Source organism: Serratia proteamaculans, from assembly GCF_004684015.1.
Taxonomy (GTDB): Bacteria; Pseudomonadota; Gammaproteobacteria; order Enterobacterales; family Enterobacteriaceae; genus Serratia; species Serratia proteamaculans_F.
The window spans coordinates 37,482-53,343 of sequence record NZ_SRIA01000016.1 but is presented as its reverse complement, the minus strand read 5'-3'; the positions used below and the strand labels follow the sequence as shown (position 1 = coordinate 53,343).

Here is a 15,862-nt window from a genome sequence, read left to right as displayed (position 1 = left end):
TCCTAGCCAAGTTTGTCTATTTTTTTAATTAATCTCTCGGGGTTTTTTACCATGACATCATTAAAACGCATTAATTATCCACAGTTGCCCACACCAGGCGGCCCCTATGTTCACGCCGTGCAGCATGGTGATACGTTGTACGTTTCCGGCCTGACGGCATTTGCCACCGAAGCGCAAGGGCAAAGTACCCAACAACAGACCCAGGCTATTTTAGAACAATTGGCGACCATCACCGCCGACGAGGGAACCAATCTAAAAGCGCTGATTAAAATCACGGTATTTTTAACCGATATCGGCGATCTGTCTGCCATACGACCGGTATTGTTTGACTACTTTGATGGCGCGTTGCCGGCCTGCTCGCTGGTTGCGGTCAGCGCCCTGTTCTCACCGCAGGTCAGCGTGGAGATCGAGGCCATAGTGGCGTTATGAGATTGACAGCTAAACGCCCCCTATAAAAACCGACCCGGCGCACGTTTGTCTTTACCACCAACAGGAAACTTCTGCTAATTTACCACTAAGAAATTTATTACCGACGAGAAGTTATGCAGCAAAAGCCGGTTATGCACGAAGCCAGACAGTTAAAGCGCCTCAACGCCGCCACGCGACGACAATCCCATATGTACAAGTGGATTGCCTTTATCGCGGCGACGGACGCCGTGCTGGTGTATTTTTATGACCGTGATATGCGCAACATAACCTTTTCAGGCGCCGTCGCGCTGGTATGCGGGTATTTGTGGATCCGCGATCGCAACAAGGCGCGCGGTTACCGACGGGAGTACGACCGTAAATTTGGCAAACACAGCGGCCTTTAGCCTTGCATGGCTTCCAGCACTTTTGCGCTGTCAACGATTTGCACAAACTTGATGATGGTAGCGCGTACAATTTCAAGATTCGTTGGCATGGGGTTTCTCCGGTAGCATAAGCAGAATATTCCGGCCACGCCCCACGGACACAGGCTTACACCAAGCGGGGGTGACCGGAATAAGAACATTCTAGGTTGCTTATTCCGGTATAAAAACCGCGATTACGGCAATAGTCTGTTGCAATAGAGTAAACAATGTTTTTTTGCATTGTCATAACCCCCTCATCAACGGCCGCTATTATTTAAGTTTTTTCGACCACAAGGATAAAAACGTGCATTCTTCAACCCTGGCGCAGACCTTGTTGCAACCCTTCTCACCCTATCAGGAACTGGCACAAGCCTTGTTGCCTCTGACACTCGCTTCCGATGACGGCTCTCACGACGTGGCTCATTTGCACCGTGTTTGGAAGAACACTCGCAATATCAGCAAGCACGAAGGTGGCGACCGCCGTATCCTTTGTGCCGCGGTGCTGCTGCATGACTGTGTCGCCGTGGAGAAGAACTCACCGCAGCGCCACATGGCTTCCCGCATGGCGGCGGAAAAAGCCACGCTGATGCTGACACAACTGGGTTGGGAGCCACAGGATATCGCTGGAACCGCCCATGCCATTGAAGCTCACAGTTTCTCCGCCGCCCTTACCCCGGAAACGCTGGAAGCCAAAATTCTGCAGGACGCCGATCGCCTGGATGCCATCGGCATGATTGGCGTAGCTCGTTGTTTCTATATTGGCGGACGCATGCGCAGCGCATTATACGATGCCGCCGATCCCCTGGCGCAACAACGCCAATACGACGACAAGCATTTCTGTCTGGACCACTTCGAAACCAAGCTGTTCAAGCTGCAGGAAGGTTTCCAAACCGCAACCGGCAAAAAAATGGCCCTGCAGCGCACCGAACGAATGCGCCGTTTTCTCGACGAACTGCAAGAAGAGATGTGAACCCCGTTTCGGCATTTCCGATACGCAGCAGCATCTTCGGCCGGCTAATTGCGGTACACTGGCTGACATCTTCACTGACCAGGCTATAACAATGAAAAAACTGACGCTGAAAGACATGACGGAAAGCGAGCAACGTGAAGTAAAAACCGAGCTGGACAAGGCACGCAAAAACCTCGGTAGAGCCTTAACCAATGCCGAGAATAACAAGATCAAGGACGAAGTGGTGGCGCGTATTACCGCCGCCCGTGCGAAAATTGAAAAGGCCACCCGAGCCGAACGTAAAGCCAATCGCATTCAACCCACTGGCGAAACCTTCAACTGGACGGCCTCGATCAACAGTACCCGCCGTCCTCGTTAACCGCCGAAAACCCTGCCAAGGCGGGGTTTTTTATTTCCCCCATTTTATTAGCCAAACTCATCCGTGCTGCTTAATCATGAATAACCGTGTTATCAAGCGGTTGTAAATTGACAGGCCCATGCAGAATATTCATTATCAGCGCATCGTCCCTCGCTTGTTTTCTTATCTGGCTTCTTATTGCTCGCACTGAAGGAACTTACTATGGCCTCATTTTCCGGTATTTGGGTTGCGCTGGTTACCCCATTTAATCATCACGCTGTCGACCTGCCAGCCACTCAGAGGTTGGCTCAGCATCTTATTGCCTCCGGCGTCGATGGATTAGTGGTCTGCGGCACTACCGGTGAGGCGGCCGCGTTAAGCCAGGACGAACAGTTGGCCGTGCTCGACGCGGTGCTGGCCGTCACCCCGGCTCATCAGGTGGTGATGGGCCTGTCCGGCAATAACATGATAGACACCTTGCAAATGCAGCAGGCTATCCAACTGCGTGATATTGCCGGCGTATTAATTCCGGCACCCTATTATATTCGCCCGTCGCAATGCGGCCTGGTGGACTACTTCACCCAGCTTGCCGATGCTTCGAGCGTGCCGGTGATCCTGTATAACATTCCGCAACGTACCGGCATCACTATCGAACTGGCCACCCTGCGCCAGATAGCTCGTCATCCGCAAGTGAAAGCGATCAAAGAATGTAGCGGCAATCCTGACACCATGATGGCGCTGATTGATGACGGTGAAATCGACGTGCTGACCGGTGAAGATAATCTGATCCTCACCACGCTGTGCCTGGGGGGCACCGGCGCAATCTCGGCTTCCGCACACATTCATCCAGAACGCTTTGTACAACTGGTGCAACAGGTGGCGGAAGGTGATTTGGTTGCCGCCCGTGCAAACTTCTATGCCCTGCTGCCGATGATCCACCAGATGTTCAGCTTCCCTAACCCCGCGCCGGTTAAAGCCGCACTGGCGCAGCAAGGGCTGATCGGTAACGAATTGCGTTCGCCAATGCAAGCCGTGCCACAGGCATTGCAACAGCAAATTGCGGCAACGCTGGCGCAGTTGCAGCCGCAAGCCGAGCTGATAAATTAAATTTGTTGATTAACCCGCTGTAATTTTAACACTATAGGGCTAGGATCAGAGGTTAAGCATGCTTGTCACTCATCACTATCAAGGAGCTTTCGATGAAACTGTTCTATAAAGCCGGTGCCTGTTCTCTTTCCCCTCATATTGTATTGCGCGAAGCGGGCCTGGATTTCACAGCGGAAAAGGTTGATCTGGCACTGAAAAAGACCGAAAGCGGTGCGGACTATCTGGCTATCAACCCGAAAGGACAGGTCCCGGCATTGCTGCTCGATGATGGCAGCCTGCTGACCGAAGGCGTGGCGATTGTGCAATATCTGGCGGACCGCGTGCCGGATCGCGGCCTGATCCCTGCTGCAGGTACGCTGTCGCGTTATCATGCGATTGAATGGCTGAACTATATTGCCACTGAGTTGCACAAGGGATTCAGCCCACTGTTTAACTCGAAAACACCGGAAGAATACAAAACCATCGCGCGGGAAAATCTGGATAAAAAATTCAACTATCTGGATTCAGTGCTGGAAAAGCAGCATTTCTTGTTGGGCAATAAATTCAGCGTGGCGGATGCTTATTTGTTTACCGTGCTGCGCTGGGCGATCGCCCTGCAGTTTGATATCAAAAAGCGCACCCATCTTTCGGCCTATTTTGATCGCGTGGCGGCACGACCAGCCGTAGAGGCAACATTGAACGCAGAAAGCTTGAAATAATACCTGTGCCCCGGCGGGTTAAGCCGCCGGGGCACTTTGCCAGGCGTTACAGTTTTACCGCTTTAAATTCGCAGCTTGGCTGAACAATACGATCCTGAGCCGCGACCACCTGCAACTCATACTCCCCCATCGCCTGAGTCGTCAACATCACCTCATACACCGCCGCCGTGACGTGCTCCAGCGCCTTGTCCAACGCCTCACCCTTCAGCAAATTCACCAGCAGCAGGCCACTGGTCAGGTCACCTACACCCACCGGTTGACGCTCGCCGAAGTCCACCAACGGCCGACTGATGTGCCAGGCTTGGCTCGCGGTGACCAACAGCATTTCGAAACAGTCGATATTATAACCGGCGCGGCTCAGATGCTTGACCAGCACCAGTTTCGGCCCTTTGGCAATCAGCTCGCGTGCGGCACTGACCGCCTGCTCCACGTTGGTGACGGTGTGCTGGCTCAGCAATTCCAGTTCCAGCAGGTTGGGCGCAATCATGTCACTGCACGGCAACGCCTGCTGACAATGAAACTCCGCCACGCCCGGTGCCACGATGCAGCCTTTTTCCGGATGTCCCATCACCGGATCGCAGAAGTACCAGGCGTTGGGATTAGCCTGCTTGACCTGACGCACAATTTCCAGGATATGACTGCCCTGCTCCGGCGAACCGATATAACCGCTCAGCACCGCATCGCAGTGCTTGAGTTGATCGATATCCGCAATACCCTGGGCAATTTCCGTCAGATGGCTGGCCGGCATCACGAAACCGGTCCACTTGCCGTACTGAGTATGATTGGAAAACTGCACGGTGTTCAGCGACCAGACGTTAACGCCCATACGGCGCATCGGAAACTCAGCCGCGCTGTTGCCTGCATGGCCAAACACCACATGAGATTGAATAGATAGAATGTTTTTCATCAAAAACCTGCTCTGAGGCCTTAAAAATAAAGGGGCCGCTGAGGGCCCCTTTGCTGAAATTCTGTTTACTGCCAATCGACCAGGCAGTAATGCTTTTTGCCGCGACGCAGCAGCGTGTAGCGACCGAACAGGCGATCGGCATCGCTGAAGCTGTATTCGGCGTTGGACTGTTTCTCACCGTTGATGGTCACCGCATTGGAACCGATCATGGTACGCGCCTGGCCGCGTGAAGGCACCAGCTCGGCGTTAACCAACGCCTGCTGCAGATCGGCATCACCATCGAGCTTGATGGTCGGCATGCCGTCCTGCGCCAATTGTGCGAAGTCGGCTTCGGTCATTTCGTGCAGTGCGCCGGAGAACAGGCTCTGGGTGATACGCTTGGCCGCAGCCAGACCTTCCGCACCGTGCACCATACCGGTCACTTCTTCTGCCAGCACATACTGGGCGCGTGGCGCTTTACCGCTGTTCTTGTCTTCTTCTTCCAGCGCGTTGATTTCGGCCAGATCCATAAAGGTGAAGAACTTCAGGAAGCGGTACACGTCGGCATCGGCGGTATTGATCCAGAACTGGTAGAACTTGTACGGGCTGGTTTTTTCTGGCGCCAGCCAGACTGCGCCGCCTTCGGTCTTGCCGAATTTGGTGCCGTCAGCTTTGGTGATCAACGGCACGGTCAGGCCAAACACCTGTTGCTGGTGCATACGACGGGTCAGATCGATACCGGAGGTGATATTGCCCCACTGGTCGGAGCCGCCAATCTGCAGTTCAACCTGATGACGGTTGTACAGCTCGGAGAAGTCGAAGCCCTGCAACAGGTTGTAGGAGAACTCGGTGAAAGAAATGCCCGAGTCGTCACGGTTCAGACGCTGCTTCACCGCTTCCTTGTTGATCATCTGGTTGACGGAGAAATGCTTGCCGATGTCACGCAGGAAGGTCAGCACGTTCATGCCGCCGAACCAGTCGTAGTTGTTGGCGGCAATTGCGCTGTTGCTACCACAGTCGAAATCGAGGAACGGAGAAACCTGTTTGCGGATTTTATCCACCCATTCATTCACCGTTTCGGTGGTGTTGAGCTTGCGCTCAGCCGCTTTGAAGCTCGGATCACCAATCAGACCCGTAGCACCACCCACCAAAGCTACCGGCTTATGCCCGGCGAGCTGGAAGCGCTTCAGGCACAACAGAGGAACCAGATGGCCCAAATGCAAGCTGTCAGCGGTCGGATCGAAACCGCAATACAGTGCAATAGGCCCTTGCGCCAGTCGCTCTGCTAACGCTTCTTCATCCGTAACCTGGGCAACGAGGCCCCGCTCTTGCAGTTGTTTAATCAAGTTGCTGCTTGCCATCAATGACTCCATGTATAAACGAATGCACCTTTGTCGGTACACGACCTTTCGCCCACTGGCGAAATATTAAATTCAGAATGACGCATAGAATAAAGCGCCGGCGACATCAGTGCCAGCGCTTAAGGGGGATTTTCGCTGTTCAGGGTGCCAGTCGGTCAATTTTCCAGTCATTCCCGTCCCGTTGATACAGGAAACGGTCATGCAGACGGTTGGCGCCGCCCTGCCAGAACTCGACGGAGTCGAAATTAACCCGGAATCCACCCCAGAAACTCGGCAGAGGCACTTCGCCCTGTTGGAATTTTTGCTTCAGTTCGAGGAATTTGCTCTCCAGCACGCCGCGCGCGGAAATACGCGATGACTGCTGCGAGACCCAGGCGCCGATCTGGCTGTCTTTCGGCCGGCTGGCAAAGTATTTCATGACTTCGAAGGTGGACAGGCGCTCCGCCTTGCCGAGGAAAATCACCTGACGATCGAGCATGTGCCACGGAAACAGCAGGCTGACGTGCGGGTTATTCGCCAACTGTTGCGCCTTGCGGCTGCCCAGGTTGGTGTAGAACACCAACCCTTTGTCATCAAAATGCTTGAGCAACACAATACGCTGGTAGGGCTGGCCGTTTTCGTCCACCGTGGCCACACACATGGCGGTAGGATCCGCCAGACGGGCGTCACAAGCCTGTTTCAGCCAATGCTCGAACAGTTCCAGCGGATTGGCGGTCAGGTCGTTACGGCGCAGGCCGCCACGGGTATATTCGCGGCGCAGGTCCGCAACATCAAATTCATTATTTTCAATCATTCGGTTATCAACCAACTGAAAAATCGTGATTCTATTCTGCGCCAGCGGCGTCAGGATCTCAATCGCTCTGACGCCGCAACTGCCGGATCAATTCGTCAGCGTACAGTCGCTCATAATCACTTTGCCATTACGCTCAAGGTAGGCGTTTTGTCCCTTCGACCAAAAGGTGTACTTATCATCGCTGTATTTTGCACCGGACATGGCCAGTACCTGTTTCAGCTTCAGTTGCTCGCCGTCCATCAACATACTGACGGTGCTTTCCTTACCGTCCAGTGACACCGTCAACGGCGTAGTGCCGCACTGGTAATGCAGGGTTTGGCTATTCTGCGGCAGAACATAACTGCAGCCGGCCAGCACCAATGCGCCGGCGGCAATAATGATTTTTTTCATGCTGTTACTCCTTAGGAAAATCTATCGATTTCTATCCTAACAGAGCTAACGGCCCCCCAAAGGCAAAACCGGATAAATCCCACCCAGCAGGGTTTCACAGCTGGCACCGGTCACCGAAGGCAGGTTGCCGGGCAACCCGGACAAGGTGCGAAATGCCAGCCAGGCAAAGGCCAGGGCTTCCATATCGTCGCCGCTAATGCCGAAATCGTCAGTCAGACAGACCTCGGTGCCTGGCAACAACGCAGACATCCGGGCCATCAGCAACAGATTCCGCGCCCCACCGCCGCAGACCAGCAGACGTTCACAACCGCCCGCCAATTGTACCTGCTCGCAGATGGTGACCGCCGTCAGTTCCGTCAACGTGGTTTGCACATCCACCGGGCTGACTGCCGCCAGCCCCGCGAGCTGACGCTCCAGCCAGGCCGCGTTGAAATATTCACGCCCGGTGCTTTTCGGTGCAGGTAGCGAGAAGTAAGGATCGGCCAGCATCTGTTGCAACAGCGGCAAGCAAACGCGCCCCGCCATCGCCCAGCCACCGTCCTTATCGTAAGGCTGTGATTGATGACGCCATATCCAGGCATCCATCAGCATATTACCCGGCCCGGTATCGAAGCCACGTACCGCAGCCCCCGGCAACAACATCGACAGATTGGCGATGCCACCGATATTCAGCACCATCCGACGCTCTACCGGATGCGCCAGCAGCGCCTGATGGAAGGCAGGTACCAATGGAGCCCCCTGACCGCCATAGGCCATGTCACGTCGGCGAAAATCGCCAACGGTGGTGATATTGGTCAGCGCGGCGATGCGATTATTGTCGCCCAGTTGCATAGAGAAACGCGCATCCCCCTCGGGTTCATGCCAAACCGTCTGGCCATGACAACCGATGGCGGTGATGTCGTGCGCCGCCACACCGGTTTGCTTCAGCAAGCCCAGTACCGCCTCACCGAACAGCGTACCAAGCTGTGCATCCAGCCGCCCGACCGCAGAAAGCGTGGTCTGCTGGCCCTGACACATCCCGAGAATATCCTGCTTCAGTTGGAGCGGCATCGGATGGCTGTAACTGGCCTGTTGCGCCACCATACGTCCGTCAATTGCAGCAAGCACCACATCGACCCCATCCAGACTGGTGCCAGACATAACACCTATATAGCGGCCTGACTTCATAGCAATATCCTTTACCCTAGCGGGGAAGCAAAAATTTTGACCTGACAAATAAACCAGAATTGCCACATTAACGCCATGAACTCTGTTGTATTTTCTCACCTCTGTGAGCAATGTGCCTGTTTTTAGCCCACACCGAATATTGATAAGTACGGCTAAACAGCGCCTCAACACGCAACGGAATTTCTTCCAGGGCTGTTATAAAGCTAAACCACCGTTTATTATTGGTTGAACAGAGCAAAGTTAAGCTGCGTGCAGTGACGAGTCGTGGTGATGTACGTGGGTTTAAGCCATACTTTGTTCTATCATTTTACTGAATCTGGCCTGGCAAGGTTTCCCAGGTTATGGACTACTACCAACAGGAGTTTTATATGATCAAGCGTCTTCTCGTCGTTGCCATCGCCGCAGTTACGCTGGCAGGGTGCGCCAATGATTCCATGTCCGGCGACGTTTATTCCGCCTCGCAGGCCAAACAGGTGCAAACCGTGACTTACGGCACGCTGGTTTCTGTGCGCCCGGTCAAGATCCAGGGTAGTGAAACATCAAACACCATTGGCGCCATCGGCGGTGCCGTGCTGGGTGGTTTCCTCGGTAACACCGTCGGCGGCGGCACAGGCCGTAGCCTGGCGACTGCAGCCGGCGCTGTAGCAGGTGGCGTAGCCGGTAACAGCATCGGTGAAGCTGCCGGCCGTACTACAGGCTATGAGCTGGAAATCAAGACCGACCAGAAAGAGAACATCGTGGTGGTTCAGAAGGCGGGCGACACCAAGTTCAGCCCAGGGCAACGCGTTCGTATGGCTCGCACTGGCGACACCATCACCGTATCCCCACTGTAAGTGTAAGCTGTACTTGGCAGGTAAAACCGGAGGCTTTAGGCCTCCGGTTTCATTTCCGATGCTGTGAAATCTAATCGTAAAAAGAAGAATTTCTTATTGTTTATTTTGCAGTTCAGTAATGTTTTGTTCCAACTTGCCAATCAGACCTACCAACAATTGCACTTCGTCAGTGGTAATCCCACTCAAAATTTCGCCCCGCGTCGAACTGATCACACTGTCCACCTCCCTGATAATGGGATCGGCAGCTTCAGTCAGCTTGATACGCTTCGCTCGCCGGTCATTGGCGCAGGTGTGACGAGTAATCAGCCCCTTTTCTTCTAACTGGTCCAGAGTACGAACCAGCGACGGTTGCTCAATGCCGATCGCCTTGGCCAGCTGGATCTGCGACTGCTCCGGCGGTAAGCGATTGATACTGTGCAGGGTGACCCAATGTGTTTGCGTCAGCGCCAGCGGCTTGAGCCGATGATCGATCAGCGCGCGCCAAACACGAACTAATCGTGCTAAATCGGAACCTAATGTTGACTCCACTTACCCCTCCTTATAATTAGCATGCTAATATACCCTCCCAGAGTTTAGACTATTTTGAGTAACAAACATTAAAAACACAAATGTATATAATGTATATTGTGGAAATAGCCACCATTTTGGCCAGTTATTGTTTATTCTCTATGCAAAGACTCAACATATTCACTCATCGGGATTGTTAATGTGAATACTTCATGGCTCCATGCCTCGTCCCCGTTGCCCGATTTGGTGCTGGGCGCCTCGCTTTATTTTCCGCCCATATTTAAGGCTGTGTTGCTTGGCCTGGTTTTATGGCTACTGGTACACCACCTGTTGCGAGACTGGATTTATTCCGGCGAAATTTGGCATCCCATGCTGATGGATTTGTCTATTTTCGTCATTGCCGTCAGCGGCGCCCTGTGGCTTTTAGCGAGTTGGTAACCGATGACACATAAAACATTAAAATATTTTTCTACGGTAATCGTCTGCGCCATTGCCCTCTGTGCCGGGTGGTGGCTATGGAATTATTATATGCAATCCCCGTGGACCCGTGATGGAAAGGTACGCGCCGAACTCGTCAATATCACACCAGAAGTTTCTGGAAGATTAGAGAAAATAACCGTTCATGACAATCAGTTCATACCTGCGGGAAGTCTGATTTTTGCGATCGACCCTGTGCCATACCAGATTGCGCTCGACAATGCTGAGGCCGCGCTGGCAAAAGCGCAGTCCGATATGGCCAAAACCGACCATGAAGCGGCTCGCCGTCGCAGCCTGCCAAAAAATGTTATTTCTGCAGAAGATATGGATGAGTCAAATTTAGCAGCCCAGGCAATGAAAGCTGCTTATAAAGCCGCTCAAGCCAATCTGGAACAGGCCAAGTGGAATTTAAGTAAAACTAAAATTTATGCCCCTACCGATGGCTATATCACCAATTTACAGACCCGGGTTGGAAACTATGCCAGCGTCGGTACCCCCTTGGTCGCACTGGTCGACGTACACTCTTTTTATGTCCTCGGCTATTTTGAAGAAACCAAGTTAAAGCATATAAAAGAAGGCAACAAAGCGGATATCGTTTTATATAATGGCAATACTCCTCTCCAGGGCGAAGTAGAAAGCATTGGCCGTGCCATTTACGATCAGAGCGTTGAAAGCAGCAGTGATTTATTAATGGACGTGAAGCCCAACGTGCCTTGGGTACGGCTGGCACAGCGCGTTCCGGTGCGGATAAAACTGCTGAATGTGCCCGCTGATTTACCCCTGGTGGCCGGCACCACCTGCACCATCTCCATTCATCAGTAAGGCTAACCAGTGAACCTGCCTTTTTTGGAATGGAGCCGTACCCCCTGGGGGAAAGCCAGCGCTGGGCAATGGCGTTATGCGCTGCGCAATTCGCTGGCGATGTGCCTTTCGTTGTGGGTAGCGTTCGTCCTCAATCTTGACGAGCCTTACTGGGCCCTCACCTCAGCGGCAGTGGTCAGTTTCCCCACCGTCGGTGGCGTGATCAGTAAAAGCATCGGGCGCGTTTTCGGTAGCCTGGTCGGTGCAGCCGCATCAGTGGCCATTGCCGGCCATTGCCTCAACGATCCCTGGCTGTTCACGCTGTTCATTGCCGCCTGGATCGGACTTTGCACTTATATTTCCAATCATTATCAAAACAACGTCTCCTACGCCTTTGCGCTGGCAGGCTATACCGCCGCCATCATCGCCTTTAGTACGGTCAACGTCACCGACACCCAGCAAATCTTTGATATCGCCCAGGCGCGCGTTTGCGAAGTGATTACCGGTATTCTGTGCGGCGGGCTGATGATGATGATCCTGCCCAGCACTTCGGACGGTGAAGCGCTGTTGACCTCCCTGCGGCGCATGCACCTGCGGTTGCTGGAGCACGCTGCGATGCTGTGGCAACCCGAGATCACCGTACAGATGCGCACGTCACATGAAGGGGTTATCGGCCAGATCCTGACCATGAACCTGTTGCGCATTCAGGCCTTTTGGAGCCACTACCGGCTGCGTCGGCAAAATAACCTGCTCAACTATATGCTGCATCAGCAACTGCGTATTACCAGCGTGATCTCCAGCCTGCGCCGCATGTTGTTGAACTGGCCGGATCGCCCGGCCAACCTGGCGACCGTTTTGGATCAGTTGCTGAACGAACTGCGCAATCCCGATACCGATAAATACCGCCTGGCCCGTATCCTGCAGCAGATTGCCCCACAGGATCCTGCCGATTACCGCCATCGTGCCTTTTGGCTACGTCTACGCCATTTCTGCTGGCTGTACCTTAACTGCAGCCGCTGGTTGCAACGGCTGGAAAGCGCCACCCCGGTCAGCGAGATACAACCGCCGCGTGTGACGTCTCTGGCCCGTCACACCGACAGTTACGAGGCCGCCTATAACGGCCTGCGTACTTTTCTGTGCATTATTCTCGGCTGTGCTTACTGGATTAACACCCAGTGGGATGCCGGCAGTTCGGCCCTGACGCTGGTTGCCATCAGTTGCGTGCTCTATTCCTCCACACCCTCACCGATCAACAGCATCACCACCCTGCTAAAGGCAGTGACACTGCTTTCGATCGTCTGTTTTATGGTGAAGTTTGGCCTGATGATTCAGATAGATGACTTGTGGCTATTCTGTGCCTTTCTGTTCCCGGTGTTGGTCACCATGCAGATGCTCAAGCTGCAGAATCCCTCCTATGCTGCACTCTGGGGGCAACTGATCGTGTTTATGGGCTCGTTTTTGTCCGTCACCAACCCGCCAAGCTACGATTATCAGTCGTTTATCAATGACAGTATCGGCAAAATTGTCGGCGTGCTGTTGGCCGGTCTGGCGTTCCAGATCTTGCGGCCGAGCTCAGACAAACGCAAAAGCCGGCGCATTATCCGCGCCCTGCGGCGAGACTTTATCGATCAGCTGAGTAAAAAGCCGCAGCAAAGCGAGAGCCAGTTTGAATCGCTGATTTATCACCGCATCAGCCAATTGAATCAAAGCCAGGATCAAGAGGCACGCAGTTGGTTATTGCGCTGGGGCGTGGTGCTGCTCAACTGCAGCCATATCGTTTGGCAACTGCGTGACTGGCAGACCCGATCCGATCCACTCTCGGCGGTGCGTGATGTCTGTATTCACTGTTTGCGGGGCATTATGACGGAAAAAGGCGTACAGCACCGTTCACTGGACGCCAGCTTACAAGAGCTGCAACGCATGAGTAATGCACTGGCGCACCACCCGGAACAGGCGGCGCGCGATCTTGCCGGGTTAATTTGGCGGCTTTATTGTTCGTTGCAACAGTTACAGCAGGCTATCACCCCGCCTGACAGTGCGGCAGCAGCGAGCTAAGCAGTTTTATCACTTAATGACACCACAGGCGAAACGCTCTCCACCACCACCCAGAGGTTTCGGGTGATCGGAGTGGTTATCGCCACCCGCATGTACCATCAGCGCTTTGCCGGTTATTTCACTGATTTTTTTCAGCCGTGGAGCCAATACCGGATAACTGGCCATGCCATCGTCCGTTACGTAAATCGCCGGCAGGTCACCCAAATGGCCGTCGGCATAAGGACCCAGGTGTTTACCGGTTTTTTGCGGATCAAAATGCCCACCCGCCGCCAGTGCAGCAACCGCTTTGCCATCTTTCATCCCCGGCTCGCAACTGCCGTTTTCATGTACATGGAAGCCGTGTACGCCAGCCGGTAACGCTTTGAGTTGCGGAGTAAATAACAGCCCATAAGGCGTTTCGCTGATCGTCACCTTGCCAATTTCCTGACCAATTCCCTGTCCGGTCACCAGATTCATGTCAACATCCACCGTCGCCGCCTGAGCGACTCCGCAAGCCATCAAACCGAAGGCCGCATACCAATAATGTTTCATTAATCAATCCTCCTGGAATCACTGTGAGCTCTAAAGTATAGGGGAAGCTGCAAGCCAGCGCTCAAAACGCGCACAATTTTGGCGATCAAATTCGCATTATCAATAATTAGTACTAATAATCATTCTACCGATGTCAGTCCTCTGACCAGCTGGCGTTCGGCACACTCTGTACACCGACACAAGCTGCAACGGCTATCCAAAGATTAACCCGGCAATGCAGCGAATTCATAAGGAACTGATATGGGAATCTTTAATTATCAAGGTCTCGATGATGAGAAATCCAAAGCGTTGTTTAGCGACGCCATGGCGATCTCTACCTACGCATATCACAATATCGATAATGGTTTTGATGAGGGCTACCACAATACCGGTTTTGGGCTGGGCTTACCCTTAACGCTGGTAACGGCGCTGATCGGCAGCACACAATCTCAGGGGGGATTACCCGGTATTCCCTGGAATCCGGATTCAGAAAAGGCAGCGCTGGATGCGGTGAATAACGCCGGATGGTCAGTGATAGGTGCCGACCAATTGGGTTATACCGGCAAAACGGATGCCCGCGGCACCTATTACGGCGAAACCCTGGGCTACACCACTGCACAAGCCGAGGTGCTGGGCAAATATGACAGTGAAGGCAACCTTACAGGGATCGGCATAGCTTTTCGCGGCACCAGTGGCCCACGAGAATCCTTGGTCACCGATACTATCGGCGATCTGATCAATGACCTGCTGGCCGGATTCGGGCCGAATGGCTATGCCGATAACTACAGTCTGAAAGCCTTTGGTACCCTGCTGGGGGATGTCGCCAAATTCGCCCAGGCGCACGGTTTGAGCGGCGATGACGTTACCGTCAGCGGCCACAGCCTTGGCGGGTTGGCGGTAAACAGCATGGCGGCACTCAGTGACGATAATTGGGGAGGATTTTACTCGCAGTCGAACTATCTCGCCTTCGCCTCCCCAACGCAATACGAAACGGGTGGCAAGGTGATCAATATTGGTTACGAAAACGATCCGGTCTTTCGCGCACTGGACGGCACCACGCTGACGCCTGCTTCTTTGGGCGTTCACGATAGCCCACAGGCGTCGGCCACCAATAATATCGTCAACTTCAACGACCACTACGCCTCTGACGCCTGGAATATTCTGCCCTTCTCGATCCTGAATGTTCCCACCTGGCTATCCCATCTGCCGTTCTTTTATCAGGATGGATTGATGCGGGTGCTCAATTCAGAGTTTTACTCGCTGACCAACAAAGACTCAACGGTGATCGTCTCCAACCTTTCCGATGTCACCCGTGGCAATACCTGGGTTGAGGATCTCAATCGCAATGCCGAGCAACACAGCGGCCCGACCTTTATCGTGGGCAGTGACAGCAATGACTTAATCAAGGGCGGCAGCGGTAATGATTATCTTGAAGGCCGTGCCGGTAATGACATTTTCCGCGACGATGGTGGCTACAATATTATTTCTGGCGGTAAGGGAAACAATATTTTCGATACCCAGCAAGCGCTTAAAAATACTCAGGTAGCCTACGACGGCGAAACACTCTATTTGCGCGACGCCAGGGGCGGCATCACTCTGGCCGAGGACATCGGCACACTGCGCACGAAAGAGACCTCCTGGTTAATCTTCAGCAAAGAGCTGGACCATCAAGTGACTAGTGCCGGCTTAAAATCGAGCGAAGGGTTGAAGGCTTATGCCTCATCGCTCAACGGCGGTGCCGGCGATGACAACTTACAGGCGCGCGCCAATGACACCTGGCTATTCGGCAACGACGGTAATGACACTCTGCTTGGTCATGCCGGCGGCAATTTGACCTTTGTCGGCGGCAAGGGCGATGACGTGTTGCAAAGCAGTGGCAGCAACAACACTTTCTTATTCAGCGGGGATTTCGGCAATGACCAGGTTTACCATTTCGGTGCCAGCGACAAACTGGTATTTATTGGTACCCAAGGCGCCAGCGGCGATTTCCATGACTATGTTTCGCAGCAGGACAACGATTTGGTATTTGCCTTCGGCACAAACAAAGTGACGTTGGTTGGCATGGCGCTGGATCACCTCAGCGACGGTCAGGTGGTTCTGGCTTAATATTTCGGGCATAACAATGGGCAGCCCCGGCTGC

The 15,862-nt window shown here is 53.5% G+C and carries 18 protein-coding genes; 11 read left to right on the top strand and 7 right to left on the bottom strand.

Annotated features, from left to right (window positions below):
* Positions 1 to 51 precede the first annotated feature (51 nt).
* From E5C26_RS11295 to gstA, 6 genes are all read left to right on the top strand, one after another.
* On the top strand, positions 52 to 429 hold the full coding sequence (locus E5C26_RS11295) for a RidA family protein (RefSeq protein ID WP_135316375.1): 378 nt from the start codon (positions 52 to 54) through the stop codon (positions 427 to 429).
* A gap of 113 nt (positions 430 to 542) precedes the next feature.
* Positions 543 to 812, top strand: coding sequence for a hypothetical protein (locus E5C26_RS11290; protein WP_026142356.1), 270 nt, complete (start codon positions 543 to 545; stop codon positions 810 to 812).
* Between the two features lie 322 nt (positions 813 to 1,134).
* Complete coding sequence (locus E5C26_RS11285) at positions 1,135 to 1,800, top strand: HD domain-containing protein (protein ID WP_135316374.1); 666 nt, start codon at positions 1,135 to 1,137, stop codon at positions 1,798 to 1,800.
* Positions 1,801 to 1,891: 91 nt separating this feature from the next.
* The gene (locus tag E5C26_RS11280; protein ID WP_012144954.1) at positions 1,892 to 2,158 is read left to right on the top strand and encodes a DUF3811 domain-containing protein; all 267 of its coding nucleotides are present in this window, start codon (positions 1,892 to 1,894) and stop codon (positions 2,156 to 2,158) included.
* 201 nt (positions 2,159 to 2,359) lie between these two features.
* Positions 2,360 to 3,244: a 4-hydroxy-tetrahydrodipicolinate synthase gene (dapA, locus tag E5C26_RS11275; RefSeq protein ID WP_135316373.1), complete on the top strand. Its 885-nt coding sequence runs from the start codon at positions 2,360 to 2,362 to the stop codon at positions 3,242 to 3,244.
* Between the two features lie 92 nt (positions 3,245 to 3,336).
* On the top strand, positions 3,337 to 3,942 hold the full coding sequence (gene gstA, locus E5C26_RS11270) for a glutathione transferase GstA (RefSeq protein ID WP_135316372.1): 606 nt from the start codon (positions 3,337 to 3,339) through the stop codon (positions 3,940 to 3,942).
* Positions 3,943 to 3,988: 46 nt separating this feature from the next.
* On the opposite strand, the gene pdxY is transcribed toward gstA, so the two are convergent.
* The 5 genes from pdxY to anmK form a co-directional block, all read right to left on the bottom strand.
* On the bottom strand, positions 3,989 to 4,849 hold the full coding sequence (gene pdxY / locus E5C26_RS11265; protein WP_135316371.1) for a pyridoxal kinase PdxY: 861 nt from the start codon (positions 4,847 to 4,849) through the stop codon (positions 3,989 to 3,991).
* 65 nt (positions 4,850 to 4,914) lie between these two features.
* On the bottom strand, positions 4,915 to 6,189 hold the full coding sequence (gene tyrS, locus E5C26_RS11260; protein ID WP_115184778.1) for a tyrosine--tRNA ligase: 1,275 nt from the start codon (positions 6,187 to 6,189) through the stop codon (positions 4,915 to 4,917).
* A gap of 139 nt (positions 6,190 to 6,328) precedes the next feature.
* Complete coding sequence (gene pdxH / locus E5C26_RS11255) at positions 6,329 to 6,982, bottom strand: pyridoxamine 5'-phosphate oxidase (protein WP_135316370.1); 654 nt, start codon at positions 6,980 to 6,982, stop codon at positions 6,329 to 6,331.
* An 87-nt stretch (positions 6,983 to 7,069) separates the two neighbouring features.
* Positions 7,070 to 7,372 (bottom strand): MliC family protein, encoded by a 303-nt coding sequence (locus E5C26_RS11250; RefSeq protein ID WP_135316369.1) that lies wholly within the window; start codon positions 7,370 to 7,372, stop codon positions 7,070 to 7,072.
* A gap of 45 nt (positions 7,373 to 7,417) precedes the next feature.
* Positions 7,418 to 8,539, bottom strand: coding sequence for an anhydro-N-acetylmuramic acid kinase (gene anmK / locus E5C26_RS11245; protein ID WP_135316368.1), 1,122 nt, complete (start codon positions 8,537 to 8,539; stop codon positions 7,418 to 7,420).
* 368 nt (positions 8,540 to 8,907) lie between these two features.
* Here anmK and E5C26_RS11240 point away from each other — a divergent pair, with 368 nt between their 5' ends.
* Positions 8,908 to 9,372, top strand: coding sequence for a glycine zipper 2TM domain-containing protein (locus E5C26_RS11240; RefSeq protein ID WP_099062075.1), 465 nt, complete (start codon positions 8,908 to 8,910; stop codon positions 9,370 to 9,372).
* Positions 9,373 to 9,465: 93 nt separating this feature from the next.
* Here the strand turns inward: E5C26_RS11240 and slyA are convergent, their stop codons facing one another.
* Positions 9,466 to 9,900, bottom strand: coding sequence for a transcriptional regulator SlyA (gene slyA / locus E5C26_RS11235; RefSeq protein ID WP_012144945.1), 435 nt, complete (start codon positions 9,898 to 9,900; stop codon positions 9,466 to 9,468).
* Positions 9,901 to 10,080: 180 nt separating this feature from the next.
* Here slyA and E5C26_RS11230 point away from each other — a divergent pair, with 180 nt between their 5' ends.
* From E5C26_RS11230 to E5C26_RS11220, 3 genes are read left to right on the top strand one after another with little or no spacing between them, the layout of a single operon-like run.
* Positions 10,081 to 10,317, top strand: coding sequence for a DUF1656 domain-containing protein (locus E5C26_RS11230; protein WP_012144944.1), 237 nt, complete (start codon positions 10,081 to 10,083; stop codon positions 10,315 to 10,317).
* 3 nt (positions 10,318 to 10,320) lie between these two features.
* Positions 10,321 to 11,178, top strand: coding sequence for an efflux RND transporter periplasmic adaptor subunit (locus E5C26_RS11225; RefSeq protein ID WP_135316367.1), 858 nt, complete (start codon positions 10,321 to 10,323; stop codon positions 11,176 to 11,178).
* 9 nt (positions 11,179 to 11,187) lie between these two features.
* A complete protein-coding gene (locus tag E5C26_RS11220; protein WP_135316366.1) occupies positions 11,188 to 13,212 on the top strand; it encodes an FUSC family protein in 2,025 nt (674 codons plus the stop codon).
* A 9-nt stretch (positions 13,213 to 13,221) separates the two neighbouring features.
* Here the strand turns inward: E5C26_RS11220 and sodC are convergent, their stop codons facing one another.
* Positions 13,222 to 13,743: a superoxide dismutase family protein gene (sodC, locus tag E5C26_RS11215; protein WP_135316365.1), complete on the bottom strand. Its 522-nt coding sequence runs from the start codon at positions 13,741 to 13,743 to the stop codon at positions 13,222 to 13,224.
* Between the two features lie 240 nt (positions 13,744 to 13,983).
* On the opposite strand from sodC, the gene E5C26_RS11210 reads away from it, so the two are divergent.
* Positions 13,984 to 15,828 carry a polyurethane esterase gene (locus tag E5C26_RS11210; RefSeq protein ID WP_135316364.1) on the top strand — a complete coding sequence of 615 codons (1,845 nt, stop codon included), beginning with the start codon at positions 13,984 to 13,986 and terminating at the stop codon, positions 15,826 to 15,828.
* Positions 15,829 to 15,862: the final 34 nt, after the last annotated feature.

Bases quoted from the DNA above. Each gene is read 5' to 3' on its own strand.
- E5C26_RS11295 (WP_135316375.1), top strand. From the start codon at position 52: ATGACATCATTAAAACGCATTAATTATCCACAGTTGCCCACACCAGGC.
- E5C26_RS11290 (WP_026142356.1), top strand. From the start codon at position 543: ATGCAGCAAAAGCCGGTTATGCACGAAGCCAGACAGTTAAAGCGCCTC.
- E5C26_RS11280 (WP_012144954.1), top strand. From the start codon at position 1,892: ATGAAAAAACTGACGCTGAAAGACATGACGGAAAGCGAGCAACGTGAA.
- dapA (WP_135316373.1), top strand. From the start codon at position 2,360: ATGGCCTCATTTTCCGGTATTTGGGTTGCGCTGGTTACCCCATTTAAT.
- gstA (WP_135316372.1), top strand. From the start codon at position 3,337: ATGAAACTGTTCTATAAAGCCGGTGCCTGTTCTCTTTCCCCTCATATT.
- pdxY (WP_135316371.1), bottom strand. From the start codon at position 4,849: ATGAAAAACATTCTATCTATTCAATCTCATGTGGTGTTTGGCCATGCA.
- tyrS (WP_115184778.1), bottom strand. From the start codon at position 6,189: ATGGCAAGCAGCAACTTGATTAAACAACTGCAAGAGCGGGGCCTCGTT.
- pdxH (WP_135316370.1), bottom strand. From the start codon at position 6,982: ATGATTGAAAATAATGAATTTGATGTTGCGGACCTGCGCCGCGAATAT.
- E5C26_RS11250 (WP_135316369.1), bottom strand. From the start codon at position 7,372: ATGAAAAAAATCATTATTGCCGCCGGCGCATTGGTGCTGGCCGGCTGC.
- anmK (WP_135316368.1), bottom strand. From the start codon at position 8,539: ATGAAGTCAGGCCGCTATATAGGTGTTATGTCTGGCACCAGTCTGGAT.
- E5C26_RS11240 (WP_099062075.1), top strand. From the start codon at position 8,908: ATGATCAAGCGTCTTCTCGTCGTTGCCATCGCCGCAGTTACGCTGGCA.
- E5C26_RS11225 (WP_135316367.1), top strand. From the start codon at position 10,321: ATGACACATAAAACATTAAAATATTTTTCTACGGTAATCGTCTGCGCC.
- sodC (WP_135316365.1), bottom strand. From the start codon at position 13,743: ATGAAACATTATTGGTATGCGGCCTTCGGTTTGATGGCTTGCGGAGTC.
- E5C26_RS11210 (WP_135316364.1), top strand. From the start codon at position 13,984: ATGGGAATCTTTAATTATCAAGGTCTCGATGATGAGAAATCCAAAGCG.